The sequence below is a fragment of the Brachybacterium nesterenkovii genome (genome assembly GCF_900163655.1).
Classification (GTDB): Bacteria; Actinomycetota; Actinomycetes; order Actinomycetales; family Dermabacteraceae; genus Brachybacterium; species Brachybacterium nesterenkovii.
In genome coordinates, this window is sequence record NZ_FWFG01000035.1 from 1 (window position 1) to 19,146 (window position 19,146).

17 protein-coding genes, 1 tRNA gene and 1 riboswitch are annotated in these 19,146 nt (G+C 73.6%); of the genes, 10 read left to right on the top strand and 8 right to left on the bottom strand.

Annotated elements, in window-relative coordinates:
• Positions 1-729 precede the first annotated feature (729 nt).
• Positions 730-1,344, top strand: coding sequence for an endonuclease domain-containing protein (locus FM110_RS03820; RefSeq protein ID WP_087102830.1), 615 nt, complete (start codon positions 730-732; stop codon positions 1,342-1,344).
• 135 nt (positions 1,345-1,479) lie between these two features.
• Here the strand turns inward: FM110_RS03820 and FM110_RS03825 are convergent, their stop codons facing one another.
• A complete protein-coding gene (locus FM110_RS03825; RefSeq protein WP_234991894.1) occupies positions 1,480-2,718 on the bottom strand; it encodes an MFS transporter in 1,239 nt (412 codons plus the stop codon).
• Between the two features lie 301 nt (positions 2,719-3,019).
• Positions 3,020-3,526 (bottom strand): MarR family winged helix-turn-helix transcriptional regulator, encoded by a 507-nt coding sequence (locus tag FM110_RS14455; RefSeq protein WP_234991886.1) that lies wholly within the window; start codon positions 3,524-3,526, stop codon positions 3,020-3,022.
• 181 nt (positions 3,527-3,707) lie between these two features.
• Between FM110_RS14455 and FM110_RS03835 the strand changes: the two genes are divergently transcribed.
• From FM110_RS03835 to FM110_RS03845, 3 genes are all read left to right on the top strand, one after another.
• Entirely contained in the window at positions 3,708-5,186 is a 1,479-nt protein-coding gene (locus FM110_RS03835) for an amino acid permease (RefSeq protein WP_234991887.1), read from the top strand.
• A gap of 189 nt (positions 5,187-5,375) precedes the next feature.
• The gene (locus tag FM110_RS03840) at positions 5,376-6,182 is read left to right on the top strand and encodes a hypothetical protein (protein WP_087102832.1); all 807 of its coding nucleotides are present in this window, start codon (positions 5,376-5,378) and stop codon (positions 6,180-6,182) included.
• Between the two features lie 149 nt (positions 6,183-6,331).
• A tRNA-Leu gene (locus FM110_RS03845) sits at positions 6,332-6,415 on the top strand.
• A 102-nt stretch (positions 6,416-6,517) separates the two neighbouring features.
• On the opposite strand, the gene FM110_RS03850 is transcribed toward FM110_RS03845, so the two are convergent.
• Entirely contained in the window at positions 6,518-7,318 is an 801-nt protein-coding gene (locus FM110_RS03850) for an SDR family NAD(P)-dependent oxidoreductase (protein WP_087102834.1), read from the bottom strand.
• Between the two features lie 59 nt (positions 7,319-7,377).
• Between FM110_RS03850 and FM110_RS03855 the strand changes: the two genes are divergently transcribed.
• Positions 7,378-7,824, top strand: a complete 447-nt coding sequence (locus FM110_RS03855) for a TetR/AcrR family transcriptional regulator (protein ID WP_087102835.1) — start codon at positions 7,378-7,380, stop codon at positions 7,822-7,824.
• A 65-nt stretch (positions 7,825-7,889) separates the two neighbouring features.
• The gene (locus FM110_RS03860) at positions 7,890-8,114 is read left to right on the top strand and encodes a hypothetical protein (protein WP_087102836.1); all 225 of its coding nucleotides are present in this window, start codon (positions 7,890-7,892) and stop codon (positions 8,112-8,114) included.
• A gap of 95 nt (positions 8,115-8,209) precedes the next feature.
• Here FM110_RS03860 and FM110_RS14460 read toward each other — a convergent pair whose 3' ends face one another.
• Positions 8,210-8,527: a GNAT family N-acetyltransferase gene (locus tag FM110_RS14460; protein ID WP_234991888.1), complete on the bottom strand. Its 318-nt coding sequence runs from the start codon at positions 8,525-8,527 to the stop codon at positions 8,210-8,212.
• 484 nt (positions 8,528-9,011) lie between these two features.
• On the opposite strand from FM110_RS14460, the gene FM110_RS03870 reads away from it, so the two are divergent.
• From FM110_RS03870 to FM110_RS03880, 3 genes are all read left to right on the top strand, one after another.
• Entirely contained in the window at positions 9,012-9,836 is an 825-nt protein-coding gene (locus FM110_RS03870; protein WP_087102840.1) for a C40 family peptidase, read from the top strand.
• A gap of 91 nt (positions 9,837-9,927) precedes the next feature.
• On the top strand, positions 9,928-10,725 hold the full coding sequence (locus tag FM110_RS14245; RefSeq protein WP_087102842.1) for a hypothetical protein: 798 nt from the start codon (positions 9,928-9,930) through the stop codon (positions 10,723-10,725).
• Between the two features lie 100 nt (positions 10,726-10,825).
• Positions 10,826-11,440 carry a class I SAM-dependent methyltransferase gene (locus tag FM110_RS03880; RefSeq protein ID WP_087102844.1) on the top strand — a complete coding sequence of 205 codons (615 nt, stop codon included), beginning with the start codon at positions 10,826-10,828 and terminating at the stop codon, positions 11,438-11,440.
• A 94-nt stretch (positions 11,441-11,534) separates the two neighbouring features.
• Here FM110_RS03880 and FM110_RS03885 read toward each other — a convergent pair whose 3' ends face one another.
• A complete protein-coding gene (locus tag FM110_RS03885; RefSeq protein ID WP_087102846.1) occupies positions 11,535-11,849 on the bottom strand; it encodes a DMT family transporter in 315 nt (104 codons plus the stop codon).
• 10 nt (positions 11,850-11,859) lie between these two features.
• Positions 11,860-11,925: riboswitch (guanidine-III (ykkC-III) riboswitch) on the bottom strand.
• 60 nt (positions 11,926-11,985) lie between these two features.
• Between FM110_RS03885 and FM110_RS03890 the strand changes: the two genes are divergently transcribed.
• The gene (locus tag FM110_RS03890) at positions 11,986-12,714 is read left to right on the top strand and encodes an alpha/beta hydrolase (protein WP_087102848.1); all 729 of its coding nucleotides are present in this window, start codon (positions 11,986-11,988) and stop codon (positions 12,712-12,714) included.
• A gap of 30 nt (positions 12,715-12,744) precedes the next feature.
• On the opposite strand, the gene FM110_RS03895 is transcribed toward FM110_RS03890, so the two are convergent.
• The 3 genes from FM110_RS03895 to FM110_RS03905 all read right to left on the bottom strand — a co-directional run bounded on the left by FM110_RS03895 (position 12,745) and on the right by FM110_RS03905 (position 19,133).
• Positions 12,745-14,241, bottom strand: coding sequence for a gluconokinase (locus tag FM110_RS03895; protein WP_234991889.1), 1,497 nt, complete (start codon positions 14,239-14,241; stop codon positions 12,745-12,747).
• A gap of 157 nt (positions 14,242-14,398) precedes the next feature.
• Entirely contained in the window at positions 14,399-15,325 is a 927-nt protein-coding gene (locus tag FM110_RS03900; RefSeq protein ID WP_087102851.1) for an SDR family oxidoreductase, read from the bottom strand.
• A 259-nt stretch (positions 15,326-15,584) separates the two neighbouring features.
• On the bottom strand, positions 15,585-19,133 hold the full coding sequence (locus FM110_RS03905) for a S41 family peptidase (protein WP_087102853.1): 3,549 nt from the start codon (positions 19,131-19,133) through the stop codon (positions 15,585-15,587).
• Between the last annotated feature and the right edge of the window lie 13 nt (positions 19,134-19,146).

The following is a 19,146-nucleotide window of genomic DNA, read 5'->3' on the forward strand; positions in this document are numbered from 1 at the left end:
ACGTTGTGCACGCCTCCTGCGGCGCACGCCCGCGGGGGTTGCGGGGGTGCGGCGCAGGAGGCGTGCACAACGTGGACTGTCACGTCCGCTCACCTGCGCATGTGCGGGCGACCGGACGCTGGAGTCCATGTTCTGCTCGCGACCGCCGGATCTCGGCGGACGGGGTGCCCAGCGTGCGTGCAGGTCCGCGCTGGATCCAGCCAAACGGTCCCGGTCATCGACGACTCCGAGGCACGTGCGGGGTGAGCCGCGGGACCGCCCGTTGCGCATGCCGCGCCATCGGTCCGGTTGGCGGAGGACGCCGAGGCTCGATCTCTCCCCAACGGCGCGTCATCCACTGCGGACAGGCAGGCCTTCCGCCACACGTGCTGCCCGCAGACCGTTGCTCCATGGATCCAGCCCGATCGCGCCATCGCCTCCATGTCCTCCGGACGTCTGATCTCCATGCCGAGGGCGTGAGCCGGCGGGAACGGGAGCGGCTCGTGACGTCCGGCCGCCTCGTCCGTCTGGGGAGATCCTGGTACGGCTCCGCCCTGACGCCACCGGATGTCGCGGCGTCGCTCGCGAGCGGGCACCGTCTGACCTGCGTGTCTGCCCTCGGCCATCACGGGCTGTGGGTGCCGCTTCATCATGGGCGGCACGAGGTGGGGCTGCGGGGGGCCCGAAGGGCGAACAGCCGCGCCGAGTGATCGACGGGCGCGAGCATCGTTCTCGGGCGCTGGAGTCGGGATGGGCGCCGGGACTGCGACAGGGCCCGGCCGCATTCGGGCGGGCGAGGCCGTGCGCGATCACGGGTTCGTCCGGGTGTGGCCGGACGACGGGCCGATCATGCCGCCGCGGATCGCGCTGGAGCATGCAGCTCGGTGCCTGAGCGTCGAGGACCTCGCGATCCTGCTCGAGTCGGCCGCGAACACGCGGCTGCTGTCCGTGGGCGAGATCGACGCGCTCGTGGCGACGTTTCCCGTGAAGACGCGTCGAGCCGTCGGCGAGGTGGTGCCGTGGGCGCAGTCAGGCACGGAGACCCGCGTGCGCCGATTCCTTCAGCGCTCGGGGGTGACGGTGCCCCCGCAGGCCGGACTGCTCCCCGACGAGCGCATGGACATGGTGGTGGGCGAGTTGCTCGTGATCGAGTGCGACAGCCACGGTCACCATGAGGATCCGCGCGCCTATAAGAATGATCGCCGGCGCGATCAGCAGCTGCTGCTGCTCGGCTACCGGGTGCTGCGCCTGACCTGGGAGGACGTGATGCTGAACTGGCCCCGCACACAGGAGCTGCTGCGGCGGATCATCGCGCTCGAGCTGCACCGGGCACCGCGAAATCGGCGGGGCCTCGCGGGCAGGTGAGCACAAGGTGGTCTGTGGCGTCCGGTCGTCTGCACATACGCAGGTCAGAGGACGTCAGAGTCCATGTTGTGTACGGCATTGCGGGGCGGCGCGGCAACGTGGACTGCGCGGCCCCGGGGGGCCGTGCCCCGGCGGTCAGACCTCGTCGCCGCTCGTGATGGCCGTGGCCTCCTCCTCGGCGGAGAGGTGCGGCCGGGTCACGCGGTGCAGGGTGCCGCGCCCCGTCAGCAGGATCACGATCCCGACCGCGATGGCGAGCGCCGCCACGAGGTAGGGCACGGGCGCCCCGAGCGCGGCGGCGATCGGGCCCGCGACGGCGGCGGACACGGCGCCACCGAAGAAGCGCACGCCCGAGTACGCCGAGCTCGCGACCGAGCGGGGCAGAGCGGTGGCCTCCATGACCGTCTCGGTGAGCGCGGTGTTCATGATGCCCTGGAGCAGGCCGCCGGCGATGATCACGACCACCATCGCTGCGAGCGACGACTGCAGCGCGGCCATGAGGAGCATGACCGCGATGAGACCGGCCATCGTCGCCACGAGCGTGCGGACGAGTCCGAGCGCGCGCGTGAGGATGGGCGCCCCGACCACGGACGTGAGCGCGAGACCGAGCCCCCAGCCGAAGAACACCCAGCCGATGCCCATCGCGCCGAGCTCGCGTCCGTGCGCGGCGGCCGCCGCGGACAGGGGGAACGGGGAGTAGGCGAGCAGCGTGAAGAACGAGAAGTTGTAGAACACGGCGGTGCACGCGAGGGTGCGCAGGGCGGGGTCGCCGAGGGCGCGGAGCGCCGCGGTCGGCTCGACCGGCGCGGGCTTGGCCGCGCTGCGCGGCAGGAGCGCCATGATCGCGATGAACCCCAGCGCCATGAGCACCGCGGTCCCTGCGAAGGGCGCCCGCCAGGTCCACGAGCCCAGCAGGCCCCCGAGGAGGGGCCCGAAGGCCATGCCGATGCCGAGCGCCGTCTCGTACAGCATGATGGCGCCCGCGCTCGACCCGGCGGAGGCGCCCACGATCGCGGCCAGCGCGGTCGAGATGAACAGTGCGTTGCCCAGGCCCCAGCCGCCGCGCAGGGCGATGATCTCGTCGACGCTCGTCCCGGCCGCCGCGAGCCCCGCGAACACGATGATGAGCGCGAGGCCCACCAGGAGCGTCGTCCGGGTCCCCATGCGCGAGGCGATCCAGCTCGTGAACAGCATCGCGATGGCCGTGATGAAGAGGTAGCTCGTGAACAGGAGCATCGCCTGGGTGGGGCTCGCGTGGAGCTCCTCCGAGATCGCCGGGAGGATCGGGTCCACGAGCCCGATGCCCATGAACGAGACCGTCGCAGCGAACGCGATCGCCCACACCGAGCGCGGCTGGTGGAACGCGGCGGCCATCGAGGGACGTCCGTGGGTGGCGGCAGCGGACGCGTCAGCAGCGGGCGCGTTCGTCGCAGCGGCCGATGCCGCCTGCGTGCTCGGCGACGCACCGGTGGTGGTCGAGCCCGTGCCGGATGGTCCCATGGGGGAGTCGCCGGCGGCGGAGGTGGGGGTGTCTGCGGGGGCGGTGGAGGCGGTGGACATACGGGGGCGGTCTGCCTTTCGTCGGTGCGCGTGGCGAGGTTGGTCTCGGGTGGCGGGATGGATCTCGGGTCGCCGGGCCCGGCTCAGCGGGCCCGTACGCGTCACGGATTCGGCGTCAGCGGTCGTCGGCCCGCGGGCGAGCGGGAACCCCCTCGTCCGAGCCGGCAGCGGTGGGCGCGGCGGCGGGGATGCGCCGGGGCGCGGAGTCGGCCTCCGCGAGCAGGCGGTCGAGGAGATCGACGGCGTCGGCGAGGGTCGCGCGCTCGGCGGCGTCCAGGCCGGCCAGCAGGCCCTCGACCTCGTCGCCCACCTGCGTGCGCCATGCGGTGAGGCGCTCGGAGCCGAGCTCGGTGAGGCTCACGAGCGAGGAGCGGGAGTCCGACGGGTCGGTCCGACGCCGCACCAGGCCGAGCTCCTCGAGGCGCTGGACCACGGTGGTGGTGGTCGGGCGCGTGACGTTCTCGAGGGCGGCGATGGCGCTGATGCTCAGCTCGCCGTGCTGGTCGATCGCGGCGGCGACGCGCCAGGTCACGGAGGACACGCCGACGTCGGCGCGGCGGGCCGCGAGGCGCGCGAAACGGCTGCACGCGAGCGTGAGGTCGAGGGGGAGGTATCCGGGCACCGGCCGAATATAGTTCGTATTCCTAACTGTCTGCAACGTCGGTCTCCGCCTGCGGGCGGCCGAGCCGCTGGTCGCATCCCCGTCGTACTCTCGTGCAATGAATGCCTCCTCCTCTCCGCCGCCCGCATCGCGCGCACCCTCCCCGCGCTCGTCGGACGGCTCCCCCCGCACAGGACGACCCGTGCCCGACCCCAGCGCGACGGCGCCGGATCCCGCCTCGCGCCTCCCCGACGAGCACACGCTCGCCCGTTCCCTCGGGCACGGGCAGATGGCCATGATCGCGATGGGCTCCGCGCTGGGCACGGGCCTGTTCCTCGGCTCCGGCGGCGCGATCGCGCTCGCCGGCCCCGCCGTCATCGTGTGCTTCGCCGCCGGGTCCCTGATCGCCGCCTGCATCGCCCTGTGCATGGGGGAGATGGCCTCGCGCCACCCGGTGCGCGGCGGCTTCGGCACCCTCGCGGCCCACTACCTCTCCCCATTCTGGGGTTACCTGACGCGCTGGCTGTACTGGATCGTCACGGTCGCGGTGACGGGCACCGAGCTCGTGGCCTGCGCCGCCTACCTGCAGTACTGGGCCCCCAAGGACGCCGCCGGGAAGCCGGTCCTCGATCTGTGGGTCGGCATCCTGATCTTCGCCGCGATCATCCTGGTCATCAACGTGACCAGCGTCGGCTCCTTCGGGGCGATCGAGTTCGTGCTCTCGAGCATCAAGGTGATCGCGGTGCTCCTGTTCATCCTCGTGGGCCTGTTCCTCGTGTTCTTCGGCCTGCCGAGCGCGCCTGCGCCGGGCCTGGCGAACCTCACGGCCGACGGCGGTTTCGCCCCCAACGGCTGGGGCGCGGTCTGGGTCGCGATGTGGGTGGTCATGTTCAGCTTCGGCGGCATCGAGCTGCTGTCGGTGACCGCGGCGGAGGCCAAGGACCCGTCGACGTCGATCCGCACGGCGGCGCGCACGACGGTGATCCGCCTGGCCTTCTTCTACATCCTCGCGATCACCGTGGTCGTGGCCCTGGTCCCGTGGAAGGTGGCCTCCGGCACCGGCGACGACCTGCAGATGAGCCCGTTCGTCATGGTCTTCGACCGCCTGGGGGTCCCCGGCGCCGCGAGCATCACCAACCTGCTCGTGCTCATCGCGGCCCTCTCCGCGGCCAATGCGAACCTGTACGCGGGCAGCCGCATGCTGCAGTCGCTCGCGACCGACGGCATGGCTCCCCGGTTCTTCCGGACCCTGTCGGCCCGGCGCGTCCCGTCCCGCGCGATCCTCGTCTCGAGCGCCGGCATCGTGCTGGCGGCCGTCCTCGCCTTCACGGGGGTGGCCGGGGTGTTCGGCTACATGATGAGCCTCGTGATGTTCTCGGTGCTCCTGGTGTGGGCGCTGATCCTCATCACCTACGTCGTCTACCACCGGCGCCGTGACGGCCTCGAGGTCTTCCGGGCGCCCGGTGGCGTCGTCACCGCGGTGGTCGGGCTGGTGGGCGTGATCGCCGTGTTCGCGACGGTCGCGGTCGTGCCCGAGATGCGCCTGGCGGCAATGGTCGGCGTCCCGGCCGTGCTCGTCGCGGTGGTCCTGTACCTGGCCGTGGTGCGGCGGCGCATGGACGTCTCCGCGATCGAGGAGGCCTTCGCGGAGGCCGACGCCATGCGGACCCGCGGCGCCTGAGCGGCGCCGGGGTGCCTGAAGCTCCCGGAGAGTTCCTCGGGGACCCCTGACGTCCGCACGCGCTGCTCCGACGGGTACGCTGGCACCCGCGTTGCGACCGCGTCGGGCCCAGTTCGGTCCCGCAGCGTCGTGCCCCGGATGCGGCCCGCGGGCCGCATCGATGTCCTGTCGGTCGGCGGAAGAGGCGACATGCTCGGAGCAGCGGTTCTCGGCGCGCCGCTGCGCGCGCTCGCCGTCCCGACGCTCCTGTGCGCCTCCGCCCTGGCCCTCGCCGGCTGCGATCCCCAGCCCGTCGACAGCTCCTCGTCCCGCTCCGCCGCAGTCGGCACGGAGGCTCCGACGGCATCGGCGTCCGTGGTCCCGACGCCGACCAGCGACACGTCCTCGACCGGGATGCGGATCCCGACCGTGGAGGTCGCGAGCGGGCTGCCCGAGGGGCTCGGTCCCGATCCCGCGTCCCCCGTCGTCCCCGAGGCCACGCTGGTCACTCTGCTGTCCGAGCGCCTCACCGACTCGATCTCGGGAACGCTGCGGACGGTCGTGTGCGACGGCGACCTCGAGCCCGGCGGTGCGGATCAGGTCACCTGCCGCGCCACCACTGACTCCGCAGGCGGGACCACGGACTGGCTCGCGTATGCGACGCACACCGTGGGCGGGCAGCCCGCGGTGCTGTGGCTGCAGGGGGACGCGCTCGCGCCCGAGTTCATGGCGCTCCTGGCCGCTCCCGGCGTGACGGTCTCCGCGATCTCGATCGGCCCGGGTTACGGCGGCGACCCCCTCGATGCGGCAACGGTCCGCACCGATGCCGAGCGCGTCCTCGGTGAGGAGGGGGCGGCGGCTGTGCTGAGCGGCTGCGAAGGAACGCTCGACTTCGATGTCTTCGAGCCGGTGGCCTGCACGGGGACGGCCGCGGGTGCGCCGATCCGGGCGCTCGTGCTGCCGGGGAAGATTCTCGGCGGCGACCCCGGACTCATCGTCCTGACGCAGCCCGCCTGATCCGGGGCCGCACTGCCGGGTCGTGCCGGAGACCGGTCGACGGAGTGTGCGCAAGAGCACGGCGGACCGAGTTGGGGCGCGGGCACGGATGCGGCTACAGTGGGGGAACCTTCGGCCTCGGTGTGCTGGACACCCGGTGTCGGAGCTTCGCGCGAGTGGCGGAATAGGCAGACGCGCACGGTTCAGGTCCGTGTGCCCGAAAGGGCGTGGGGGTTCAACTCCCCCCTCGCGCACGCGAAGGTGGTCCGGGAAACCGAGGCCGTAGCAGTCAGGAGACCCCCGACCGGAGAGATCCGGGGCGGGGGTCTCCTGCTGTCCGGGACGGCCCGGTCGCCTCAGGGGAACTCGGGCAGTCCGCTGGCGGCAGTGGTCCCGCCGTCGACGGGGAGGATGGCGCCGGTGATGAAGCGGGCATCGTCGCTGGCCAGGAAGGCGACGGCGGCAGCGATGTCCTCGGGCGTCCCGTGACCGGGGAGGGCCTGGCGCTCGGCCATGGCGCGCAGCCACCCGCTGACGGGCTCGCCATCGGCGATCTCGTCGGCGACGGTCAGAGCGGGGGCGACTGCGTTGGCGCGGACCCCGAACTCGCCGAGCTCGACCGCGAGAGAGCGCGTCAGGTTCACCACCGCTCCCTTCGCCGCATTGTGGGCTGCCGTGCCCCGATCGCCCCCGAGTCCGCTGATGGAGGCGGTGTTGACGATGCTCCCTCGGCTTCGCTTGAGGTGGGGGAGGACGGCCTGGGCGCCGAGGAAGACGCTGTCGACGTTGGTGGACATCTGGTGCTGCCAGGCCGCGCTGCTGAGCTCGTCGAAGCGCTGGACGTGCCCGGTGCCGGCGTTGAAGACGAGGACGTCGAGCCCGCCGAAGCGGTCGACGGCCGCGCGGACCGCGGCCTCGAGGTCGTCACGTGCGGTGACGTCCGCGGTGACCGCCAGAGCTCGCGTGGAGCCGAGGTCCTCCACCAGGGCGTCCAGGCGGCCGCGACGGCGCCCGAGCGCGACGATGTTCGCGCCTTCTGCCGACAGGCGACGGGAGATCGCGCCGCCGATCCAGCCGGTGGCGCCGGTGACGAGGACCGTGCGGCCGGTGAAACGGCGGCCGTCGCCGGACGGCCCGGTGACCGGGGCGGCAGGCATGGAGGCTACTCGCATCAGTCGGTGAGGGTGAAGCCGAGGCTGGTGGCCCCGCGGACGGCGTGGGGGGCGGGACCGTCTACCGTCACTTCCCCACCAAGGATGCCCTCGTCTCCGCCCTGTTCGCCGCCGAGCTCGACGCCGAGATCGCCCGCTCCCGTTCGGCGGCGCAGAGCGACGACGCCTGGGCTGCGCTGCTCGGCTATCTCGACGAGACGCTGCGACGGCAGGCCGCCAACCGGGGCCTGCGCGCCCTTCTGTGCCCGTCCGGATCCGCCTTCCCCTCGGTGCAGGAGTGCAGGGCCGTGGTCGACCCCCATCTGGAGATCCTCATCGACCGCGCCCGCAGCCAGGGTGCGCTGCGCGCGGACGCCACCGCCCGCGATATCACCCTTCTCCAGGTCGCGCTCGTCGGCATCATGGACGCGACCCCCGGCGACCCCGATGCCTATCGACGCCATCTGGCCGTCCATCTCGACGGCCTGCGGAAGAGGGGAGCTGGTGAGTAGAGCGTCGTGACCCGCCGGCCGGCAGTGTCCCGCCGGTCCCTCGCCGCACCGCGTAGCCTCGAGCCATGACCACGATGCTCTCGCCCATCCTCGCCTTCTGCGCCGCGGGCGCCCTCGCCGTGGCCGCGACCGTGGCTCTCGGCGCGTTCCTGGCCAAGCGGCACAACCGGGCGATGGCCGAGCAGACGCTGCGCGAGATCCAGGACGACGGGAGCGGGCGAGACGCGGGTCCGGACCAGGCGGCCGGGAGGGATCAGCGGAGCGGTGCCGAGGGGCCGACCCGCGACTGACGGCGCCAGATGCCGCAGGGCATCGCCGGAGTCCGGTGGGGGCTGCCGCCGAGGACTCCTTCCCTGATGCCCGCCTCCGATGCCCGGCGCGGGCGTCAGGCCCGATCCGCTAGCAGGTCCTGGTGCTCGGGGTGGCGCTCGATGTACGAGGCGACGAAGGGGCAGACGGGGTCGATCCGTAGCCCGCGGGCGCGGATGTCGTCGAGCGCGTACCGCACGAGCGCGGATCCCACGCCGCGGCCTCCGTGCTCGGGCAGCACGACGGTGTGGGGGATCGCGACGACGTCCCCGCTGCGGTGGTGGTCTGCCCAGCCGGCGAGCTCGCCGTCGATGCGCGCCTCGTAGCGCGAGGCCTCCGGCGCGTCCGTGATCTCCACGGCGGGCCCCTGCTGCGTCTGCGTCTGCGCGTCCACGCCGATCCTCCTGCGTTCCGATGCTCCCGATCCCGGTCCTCCGAGGATCGGAGCCCAGGCTATGCGCTGTGCCGGCGGTGGCGCCCGTGCTCGCCGCGGGGTGGTCGCTGCCGCGGTGCGTCGCCGTGACCTGCGGTGCCTCGTCCGGTTAGTGTCGTTCGTGCCTGGACCGCGCCGCGCCCAGGGAGGGGGCGCGGCCGCCGTGCCCCACCACATCGCCCAGCCCGCTCGGCTGCGCGCCCCGGCCCCGGCGCCTCTGGACCGTCGTCGCCTGCCCGCGGCGCCCGTGACCGCCCGCCGTCCCATCGCTCGGAGACCAGTGACCCGCACAGTCCGCAGACCTCGACGCCCGGCGCCTCGCCTGCGGCGTCCGGCGCCCCGCCTGCGGCGCTCGGCGCACGGCCCGCGTCCAGCACCCGGCCTGAGCTCTGTGCCCGGCTCGAACCCTGCACCCGGCTCGAGCCCTGCATCCGGCCCGCGGCCCGTGTCCGGCCGGCGTCCGACGTCCGGCTCGCGCCCGGCGCCGCTCGCGCTCGCCCTCGCCGGGCTCCTGGTCCTCGCCCTCGTCCTCGGGGGAGCGGCCGGGGTCCGCTGGCTGCGCCACGACGCTGGCGAGCCGGCGGCCGCCCCGCCCGTCCGGAACGTGACCGCCGACTGGAACGGTCCGCGGGTCGCGGTGATCCAGCAGGTCGTGGGCACGTGGCGCACCGGGCACGAGGCCACGATGGACCAGCCGACCATCGACGCCGTCACGCAGTGGCAGAAGGACCATTCCCTCCCCGCCACGGGGGTGGTCGACGCGGCGACGTGGACCGCGATGGACACGGGCCGCCCCTGGACGATCGACGAGTGGACCGCCCCCTCGCGCGTCCCCGCGGACGCGAGCCGCGACGAGCGGATCGACGCGATGATCGCCTTCGCGACGGAGCAGGAGGGCAGCCCGTACCTGTGGGGCGGCGCGGGCCCGCCGGATCTGGGCTTCGACTGCTCGGGGCTGACGCTGCAGGCCATGCGCGCCGGAGGCCTGGACCCCGGCATCGACGCGGTCAAGCACGCCTCGCCGGGCTGGCTGACCACGCACTACCTGCTCGAGGACCCGCGGTTCACGCATGTGCCGCGCAGCGAGCTCGAGCGCGGGGACTGGGTGTTCTACGCCGATGAGCAGGGGGAGCTGCGGCACATGGCCCTCTACCTCGGCGACGGGACGATGGTCGACAGCTACGGGTCCGGTGTCCACGTGCGCACCTACCGGGAGAAGATCGGCACGAAGCGCTTCGCGATGGACACCCTCGTGCGCCCCTTCCCCTGAGCCGGATCGGCGGATCTCTCCGCGCCTGCGTGTGCTCTTGCCCACGCGCACCGTACGAAGGAAGGGCCCTTCCTCTTCTCGAAAGGTCGTCATGACGAACCCGTACGGCTCCTCGGCTCCCGAGCCGCCCAGCGCTCCCGGCTTCGGCCAGCCCGCCTCCTCCGGTTCCCCCGTTCCGCCGCCCGCTCCGGGCGGCCCCGGTGCACCGTCGGCCGGATCCAGCGCCCCGCAGTACGGCGGCGGCACGGGGATGCCCCCGGCCGAGCCGCCGAAGAAGCGCTGGCCGCTGTTCGTCGGCATCGGCTGCGGCTGCCTCGCGCTGCTGGCGATCGGTGCGCTGGTCCTCGCGCTCGGCCTCGGCGCCCTCGGCGGCCCTGGTGAGGAGGACCCGACGACCACGGATACGACGACCACGGCGGATCAGACCACCACGGACCCGGCGACGACGGATCCGGCCACGACGGATCCCGCGACAACGGATCCGGCCACGACCGACCCCGCCACGACGGATCCGGCCACGACGGATCCGGCCACGACGCCCGCCGCGACGGGCCCGGTCTCGCAGGAGGAGGCCGACGCTTCCAAGCAGCGCGCCTACGACTTCATCATGGCCGTCGACAGCGGTGACTACGAGACCGCGTGCGGCATGATGCTCAACCCGCTCACCCAGGAGCCGATGACCGACCCGACGATGATCTCGGGCTGCGCAGAGGGCATGCGCGGCGAGCAGCAGCAGACCGGTCAGCTCGCCGGCCTCACCGTCGACATGCTGGAGGCTCGCCCCAACGACGACGGCACGGTGACCATCTCGGTCGCCGGCACGGACTTCCCGTACAACATGCGCAAGGCCTCCGACGGCCAGTGGTACTTCGACGTGCCGATCGACTGACCCCCGCATGACCGCTCGGGCGACCGAGCGCCCCCGGAGCGGGTCCCGCCAGGCGGCGGGGCCCGCTCCGTCGTTCCCGGGCAGGGCGATACTGGATCCCATGCCTGCACCCGAGACGAACCTGTGGCGCACCGTCGTCGCCCGCAACCCCGATCACTCCCGCAGCTTCGCCCAGCGCTGGCGCACGATGGCGGCGCAGGGGATCGACATCGACGGCGAGGCCCGTCTGATCGACGCGATGGCCGAGCGCGGCAGCCGGATCCTCGACGCCGGCTGCGGGACGGGTCGCACGGGCGGTCGTCTCGCGGCGGCGGGGCACCGCGTCGTGGGCATCGACCTCGATGAGCACCTGATCTCGGTGGCGCGCGAGGAGCATCCGGGTGCCCGCTGGGAGGTCGGTGACCTCGCGGAGATGGATCTGCGCGACGAGGAGGGCGACCGTCTCCTGTTCGACCTGGTCGTCTGCGCGGGCAACGTGGTCACGTTCCTCGCCGGCTCCGAGCGTGTGCCCTCGCTGCGGGCCATGGCCGAGCACATGGCGCCCGGCGCTCGTGCGGTGATCGGCTTCCAGACCGCCCGCGGCTACAGCCCCGCGGAGTTCGCGGCCGACGCCGAGGCGGCCGGGCTGCGGATCTCGCAGCGCTTCGCGGGCTGGCACCTCGAGGAGTGGGCCGAGGGCGGCGACTACCTGCTGGCGGTGCTCCTCGGCGCCTGAGCCGAGGACGCCGACGAGCACGACCGGGCTCCCCAGGCGCCTTCCGGCGGAGCGCGCGGTTTTGCACCGGCGGACTGCAGGGGGCGATCCGGCGTTAGTGCAGGAGCTTCAGCCCGATCACGCCGCCGATGATCGCCGCGAGGCACACGCCCTTGGCGACGGACGCGGACTCCGTACCGGTCGCCATCGCGACAACGACCGTGAGCGCCGCCCCGATCCCCACCCAGACGGCGTACGAGGTGCCGACCGGCAGCTCCTTCATCGCGTACCCCAGGCCGATCATGGAGGCGATCATCGCGACGACGAAGACGATCGAGGGGCCGAGCCGGGTGAGCACATCGGAGCGGCCCAGCGCCGTGGCCCATACCGCTTCGAGGACACCGGACAGGACGAGGACGAGCCAGGACATGCGGACCTCCCGCGCGCCGTCTTGTCGCTGACCGGGTACGGCGCCCTGGTCCGGGAACCCGCTCGCCGGGCTCGGCGCGAGTGTCCCAGAGCAGGCCCGGGGCGGCAACACGACCGCCCGCGCTAGGGTCGAGGCCATGGACGAGCCCGAGACGACCCCCGCCGCCCCGCAGTCCGACTCCGTCGGCGACCTCGGCGGCCCCGCGGCCCCCGTCGTGCGCGTCGAGCGGGCGACCGAGGGCATCGACCCGGCCGCCGAGCGCTGGACCCGGCCGCCCCGCGAGGGCGACCGCATCGCGGTGCTGCTGCACGGCCTCGGCTCGAACGAGGACGACCTCTTCTCCTTCGCCCGCTTCCTCCCGCGGGACCTCGTGCTCGTGTCCCTGCGAGGGATCTTCTCCTACGGCCCCGGCTGGGCCTGGCTCGACTTCCCGATCGACCCGCGGGACCGGGAGAAGCTGACCGCATCGGCTGCGGCGATCGAGGAGTGGGCCGCCGCCCAGGCGGGCACCGTGGTCGGCGCGATCGGGTTCTCGCAGGGCGCGATCCTCACCTACGAGCTGCTGCGGCGCCGCGTGCTGCCGCTGGAGTGGATCGCCCCGCTGTCCGGGGCGCCCTTCCCCGGTGCGCTGCCGGGCGATGCGGAGCTCGCCGCCGACCCCATCCCTGCGTTCTGGGGCCACGGCGGCGCCGATCCGCTGTTCGGCCCGGAGGTCGGAGAGCTCACGCGCGCGTGGATGCGCGAGCACACGGTCCTCACCGAGGAGCTGTCTCCGGCGCTCGGGCACGGGGTCGACGAGCAGGTGCTCGGCGCCCTCATCGGCTTCGTCGAGGCACAGGAGGCACACGAGGCGCAGCAGGCCTGAGAGGAGCCGCGGGCCGCGGTCCGCCCCGTCTCAGGCCAGGTCGGCCAGCGCCTCGAAACGCGTTAGGCGCTCGCGGTAGTGGTCCGCGCGGCCCGCGACGGGCTCGACGAGGCGCAGCACCGGCGCCGGGGCCGCGTCCGTGCCGGGCACCTGCTCGAGCGCCAGCAGCGCGGAGCCGCGCATGGTGGAGCGGGAGACGTCGACGTGCTCGACGGGGGCATCGAGGGCGTCGGCCAGGATCTGCAGCCACGAGGGCACGAAGCCGGTCATGCCGCCGGACAGGGCGATGCGGCGCGGCGCCCCGCCGATCTCTTGCAGCTGGTCGGCGATGCGCAGGAACGACAGCGCGAGGCCCTCTATCGAGCCGCGCAGCAGCTCCTCGGGCGTGGTCGCCGCGGAGACCCCGGCGTAGATCGCCCGGGCGCCGTCGCGCCACTTGGTGCCGCGCTCACCGGACAGGAACGGGACCACCAGGGGCGTGTCCGCGGAGGGCGCCGCGGTCAGCAGCTCCTCGATGCCGGGGCCCGCGAACAGCTCGTCGGGCACCCCGAACGTCGTGCGGGCGAAGTCGAGCGCGCGGCCGCAGTCGCTCATCGCCGAGCCCACGAGGGTGCGCCGGGCGTCGACCCGGTAGGCCCACAGGCCCGTGGGCAGGCGGGGGACGTCGGTGTCCAGGAGCACGCGGATCGCCCCGGACGTCGCCGTGGAGATGCCCCAGGCGTCCTCGCCGGTCGCGCCGATGCCGATGTTCGCGGCCAGGCCGTCGCCGATCACCGGCACCCAGCGGGCGCCGGCGAGCTGCGGGAAGCGGGCGGCCAGCGGGGTACCGGCGAGCGAGGGGCCCTCGGCCGGATCCGTCGGGGCGCCGAGCTTCTCGGCGTCGATGCCCGCGGCCTCGAGCAGCCGCGGCTCGTACGCCCCGGTGCGGCGCTCGAGCATGCCGCCCCAGGCGGCGGCCGCGGTCCCCAGCACGGGGGTGCCGAGCATGCGGTGGGCCACGAACTCGCCGAGGGCCATGAAACGGGCGGCCCGGCTGAAGACATCGGGCTCGGTCTCCCGCAGCCAGCGCAGGCGCGGCGCGAGGTAGGAGGAGTGCATGCGCGCGCCCGTCGCGTCGTGCAGCTCGGCGAGGGTCTCCTCCCCGAGCTCTGTGCGCAGCGCGGCGGACTGCTGCCGGCAGCGGGTGTCGGCGTACGTGATGCACGGGGTCAGGGGCTCGCCCGCGGCGTCGACCACCACGAGGGACGAGGCGAACGTGTCCACGCCGATCGCCGCGACCGGCTCGGCGAAGCCGCCGAGCACCGCCCCGATCGCGACCGTCAGCTCGTCGACGATCTGATCGGCGTCGATGGTGGAGGTGCCGTCGGGCGCGCTCGTGAACACGTGCTCGACCTTGTGGTGGCGGCGGCCCACCTCACGGCCGGAGGCGTCGTAGATCGCGGCCCGGGAGCCTCCCGAGCCGACGTCGAGACCCAGGACGTAGGGGCCTGCGGCCTCCTCGGCGGGGATGGAGAAGCGGGGTGACACGCGGCGGCCTCCTTGCGCGGGCGGTGGGGGATCCGGTCCGATCCGTCCCCTGAGCCTACTGAGGCGCGCCGGATCCCCGCTCCGGTCGCCGCGTGTTGTCCCGGCGGCGCACCGCGGCACGGCGTCCGCCCCGGGGCGCCGCGCGGCGCCGCGGGCGTCACGGCATGGGCGTGCCCCCATTGACCACGAGGGTCTCGCCGACGACGTAGCTGGACTCGGGGCTCGTGAGGAACACGTACGCGGGCGCGAGCTCGGTCGGCTGGCCCGCGCGGCCCAGAGGCGTGGACTTCCCGAACTCCGGCAGCTTCTCCTTGGGCTGGCCGTCGGACACCTGCAGGGGCGTCCAGATCGGTCCGGGCGCCACCGCGTTCACACGGATCCCCCGCGGGGCCAGCTGCTGGCCCAGGCCCTTGGAGAAGTTGTTGATCGCGGCCTTCGTCGCGGCGTAGTCCAGCAGGTTGGGCGACGGGTCGTAGGCCTGCACCGACGTGGTGTTGATGATCGACGCACCCGGCTCCAGGTGGGCGAGAGCGGCCTTGACGATGCGGAACATCGCGATGATGTTGACGTCGAACGTCGTGGTCAGCTGCTCGTCGGAGAGGTCTTCGATGTCGTCGACGGAGATCTGCTTGCCCGCGTTGTTGACGACGATGTCGAGGCCGCCGAGGGCCTCGGCCGCCTGACCGGGCAGCTGCTCGCACACGGAGCGCTCGGACAGGTCGCCCGGCAGCAGCACGACGGTGCGGCCCTCGGCCTCGCCGATGCGCTGGACGCGCTCGGCGTCGCGCTGCTCGTCGGGCAGGTAGTTCAGCGCGACATCGGCGCCCTCGCGGAGGAACGCGATCGCGACGGCCGCGCCGATCCCGGAGTCGGCCCCGGTGATCAGGGCACGGCGACACTCCAGGCGGCCGGTGCCGCGGTAGGAGCGCTCGCCGATGTCCGCCGTCGGCTCCAGCTCGACGTCGAGGCCGGGCTCGGGCTGATCCTGCGACGCGGGCGGGGTGATGCTCGGGTAGCGGGTGACGGGGTCCTGCACCGTGAGCTGGTCGGTCGCGGTGGTGCGGGCGTCCTGCTGGTCGGCCATGGCGTCTCCTCTGCGACGGGTCGGGACGCGCCGCCGACGCGGCGCGCGGTCCCTCCCATCATGGGTGCGGACGCGGAGCAGCGGCAATGATCGACGACCAGGCGGTCCGGGCGCGGCCGAGCAGTGCGGGCACGGCTGAGCAGTGCGGGAATCGCCGACCACCGCCCGCACACGTGCGGGCCCTCAGCCCGCGGTCTCCCGCGGGTGCGCAGCCAACGGCGCCCCCTGAGGGCTGACTCCGAGACCCTCCCGCAGCCCCTCAGTCCGCGACGCCCCCGAACCGCGCGAGCGGCAGGGACGGCGGCGTCGCGGCAGGGCGCTCCTCGAGCCGTGCCAGCGCCTCCGCGATGCCCCGATCCAGCTGCGGGTCCTCGCCCGTGACCCACGCGCTGGGCGGGAACGGCACCTCGATGTCCGGTTCCACGCCGTAGTTCTCGATCGACCAGTCCACGCCCTCGTACCAGCTGGCGTACTTGGGCTGGGTGATCGGCGTGCCGTCGACCAGGTCGAAGCGGCCGTCGATGCCGATCACCCCGCCCCACGTGCGGGTGCCGATCACGGGGCCGATGCCCATCGCCTTCGCGACGGCGCAGACGATGTCCCCGTCGGATCCCGCCTCCTGATTGGTCACGAGCACGACCGGCCCCCGCGGGGCGAAGGCGGGGTAGGTGTACGGATCGTCGTGGCGCGGGTACGTCCACGAGAGCACGCGGCGCGCCAGGCGATCCGTGACGAGCTGAGAGGTGTGGCCGCCGCTGTTGTAGCGGACGTCGACGACGATCCCCTCTGCCGCGCTCGCCCGCCGCAGGTCGCGGTGCATCTGCGCCCACCCGCTCGAGACCATGTCGGGGATGTGGAGGTAGCCGAGACGGCCTCCCGAGCGCGCGGCGACGCGCTCGCGCCGCGAGGCCACCCAGTCCTGGTAGCGCAGCTGCGTGTCATCGGCCAGGGGTACGACGACCACGCGGCGTCGGGAGCCGTCGCGCTCGAGCACGATCTCCGTGGGCCGGTCCGCCGTCCCCACCAGCAGCGGATGGGGCCCGGCCGCGGGATCCACCGCGCGGCCGTCGATCTGCACGATCGCATCGCCGGCCCGCGCCGCGACGCCCGGCGCCCGCAGCGGGGAGCGGGCTCCGGGATCGGTGGACTCGCCGCGCAGGACGCGGGTCAGCACCCAGCGGTCCCCCTGCCGTTCGAGGTCCGCGCCGAGCATGCCCGGGGTCGCCGGATGCTCCGGGGTCCACGGCTCGGGCAGCACGTAGGCGTGGCTCGTGCCGAGCTCGGCGATGACCTCCCACATCATGTCGACGAAGTCGTCCTCGGAGACCGTGCGGTCCACGGTCTCGTCGTACCAGGAGGTCATGGCGTGCCAGTCCTGGCCGTCCATGTCCTCGCGCCAGTACTGCTGGGCCATGATCCGGTAGCCGTCCCAGAGCATCCCACGGCGCTCCGCGATCGGGTCGACCTCGAGACGCAGACGGTCCAGGTCGACGACGACCCGGGCCGCATCGTCGTCCTCCACGCGGCGGTCGGCGGGGATCTGCGCGACGGTGCGGCCCCGGCGGATCACCAGCTGGGCGCCGTCGCCGGAGACGCGCACGTCGTCGACCCCCTCGGCGAGCGTGACGAGCCGTCGATCGGCCAGATGCCACAGCTCGAGCACCGGCCCGGGCTCCTCGCCCTCGACCCCTGCCCGGGTGGCCCCCAGGGCCGTGGCCTGCGGGTGCCGGAGCCACACGAATCCGACGGCGACGGGGGTCAGGCGGTTGAAGCGGCCCGACGGGACGGGGAAGGGCACCATGCGGTCCTCGATGCCGTCGAGCTCGAGATCGGTGCGCGGGGGAGCGGACGCATCCTGCGCCCCCGCGGCGGTCGACGCCGTCGCGGGATCGGCCGTCGCCTGCCCGGTCCCAGGGCGCTCGGTCCCGGGACGGTCGGTCTCGGTCGCCCGGCCCGGATCGCCGACGCGCGTCGCACCGGCCTCCCGCGCCCGGGCCTCCTCCTCACCGCCCGCGGAGGCCCAGCCGTCGGGTTCGGGCCCGAAGGGATCGCGCGTCTCCGGTCGCAGCGGGATGAGATGCGGGCGCTGGGCGTTGACGAACGCGAGGTCGAAGACCATGTCGTCGTAGGCGGTCTCGAACGTGCGGGCGGAGACGAGCGCGAGGTGGCGGCCGTCGGCGCTGAACACGGGCTGATCGTCGTGCACCGTGCCGTCGGTGATCGCGCTGGCCTCCGGTTCCTCGGCGTCGACGAGAGCGACCATGATGCGCGCGAGGAAATCGTCGACGGGCTGCGACCAGGCGAGCACGCGGGAGTCCGGCGACCAGGCCAGGTGGCGCACCTCCCCGCCCCGGGAACGCGCGAGCTCTCGGACGCTCCCGAGAGCGGGCGGCGTCTCAGCGTCACCGCCTGAGGTCACCGCCGCGCCGCTGCCGGGCCCGGCCTCGTCCGCGGCCTCATCGGCCCTCTGCGGCGTGCGTGCAGGGTCGGCGACACCCGTGAGCGTCGCCAGGCGCACCGTGCCGTCGTGGCAGGACAGCGCGATGCGCGAGCCGTCGGGGGAGGGGATCGCGTGGAGGATCCGCCCGACGTTCCCGAGGTCGAGACGGATCTCGTCCCCGCCCGCATCCAGCCGGCGGAGCCCCAGGACGTCGGATCCCACCGTGCCGTCCGTGCGATCGTGCCCGGCGTCCGCGTCGGTGACGAAGAGGGCGTACGGGCTGCGCCCGAGGGGCGCCGCCTCGCGAACACGCACCCCCGCGCCCCCCGACAGCAGGCGCGAGGGCCCGCCGCGGTGCGTCAGGACGTGCGCGCTGCCGCGCCACTCGACCACGCTGGCACGCGCATCGTGCGTGGGCCGCAGGGCGATGAGGTTCTCGCGCGGATCCGCGGGAGCCGGTCGGCGCGCCGCGGCGACTCCGGCGGTCGCGACCGGGATCTCGACGGGATCGGCGTCGAGGGAGTCCATCGCGAACAGGCGCCCGCGGGAGGTGAAGACGATGCGCTCGCCGTCGCTCGCGGGCTCCCGCAGATACCCGGTCGCGCTGGTCAGGTGCGTGTGCACGCGCAGGTCCGAGCCGTCCAGGGCCACCGACCACAGGTTCGCGGTGGCACGGTCGGTGCGCGCGGCGCCCTCGCCCGGCGTGTCCGAGGCGAAGACGAAGCGGTCATCGAGGAAGAACCCCCGCCACTTGGGTGCGAGCAGGTCGTCGCGCAGCGGCTCCCAGGTGCGTGCGGCATGGCGCTCCGCCGGAGCATCGAGCGGGACGTCCTCGCAAGAGATCCACAGCCGCGGTGCGGTCCCGCCCTGGTAGTGCTTCCAGTTCGAGATGTCGCGCCGCCACATCGTCGTGACGACGGTCGTGCCCGACGGGTGGAACGCGACCTCGCTCGCCCTCCCCAGCGGCAGCAGTCGGGCCCCGCCGGCCAGATCCAGCGCCCACAGCTGGGCGTCGCGCCCGCTGAGACGGGCCCCGTGGCCCGTGGTCACCAGCACCCGTCCGTCATCGAGCCACCCGGCGACGCGCGTGTGCCGGTTGCCCCAGAACGTGAGGCGGCGCGGCGCTGCCGACCCGTCGAGGGGGACGACATGCACTTCCCGCTGCCCCGTCAGCAGGCTCGTGAAGGCGACGAGGGCGCCGTCCGGGGAGATCCGCGGGTAGGCGACCGGGGCGGCGTCATCGGTCAGGCGCCACGCGCGCCCGCCTGCGTACGGGGCCGCCCAGACATCGTCCGCAGCGCAGAAGACCACGTGGTCCCCGCGCACATCGGGGTAGCGGATGTAGCTGGCAGCGGCGGGTGATGACATGCGTCTCACCCTA

What these genes read in the sequence shown, in the direction of transcription:
- FM110_RS03820 (WP_087102830.1), top strand. Translation starts at nt 730, where the DNA reads ATGGGCGCCGGGACTGCGACAGGGCCCGGCCGCATTCGGGCGGGCGAG.
- FM110_RS03825 (WP_234991894.1), bottom strand. Translation starts at nt 2,718, where the DNA reads ATGGCCGCCGCGTTCCACCAGCCGCGCTCGGTGTGGGCGATCGCGTTC.
- FM110_RS03840 (WP_087102832.1), top strand. Translation starts at nt 5,376, where the DNA reads ATGCTCGGAGCAGCGGTTCTCGGCGCGCCGCTGCGCGCGCTCGCCGTC.
- FM110_RS03850 (WP_087102834.1), bottom strand. Translation starts at nt 7,318, where the DNA reads ATGCCTGCCGCCCCGGTCACCGGGCCGTCCGGCGACGGCCGCCGTTTC.
- FM110_RS03860 (WP_087102836.1), top strand. Translation starts at nt 7,890, where the DNA reads ATGACCACGATGCTCTCGCCCATCCTCGCCTTCTGCGCCGCGGGCGCC.
- FM110_RS14245 (WP_087102842.1), top strand. Translation starts at nt 9,928, where the DNA reads ATGACGAACCCGTACGGCTCCTCGGCTCCCGAGCCGCCCAGCGCTCCC.
- FM110_RS03880 (WP_087102844.1), top strand. Translation starts at nt 10,826, where the DNA reads ATGCCTGCACCCGAGACGAACCTGTGGCGCACCGTCGTCGCCCGCAAC.
- FM110_RS03885 (WP_087102846.1), bottom strand. Translation starts at nt 11,849, where the DNA reads ATGTCCTGGCTCGTCCTCGTCCTGTCCGGTGTCCTCGAAGCGGTATGG.
- FM110_RS03890 (WP_087102848.1), top strand. Translation starts at nt 11,986, where the DNA reads ATGGACGAGCCCGAGACGACCCCCGCCGCCCCGCAGTCCGACTCCGTC.
- FM110_RS03900 (WP_087102851.1), bottom strand. Translation starts at nt 15,325, where the DNA reads ATGGCCGACCAGCAGGACGCCCGCACCACCGCGACCGACCAGCTCACG.
- FM110_RS03905 (WP_087102853.1), bottom strand. Translation starts at nt 19,133, where the DNA reads ATGTCATCACCCGCCGCTGCCAGCTACATCCGCTACCCCGATGTGCGC.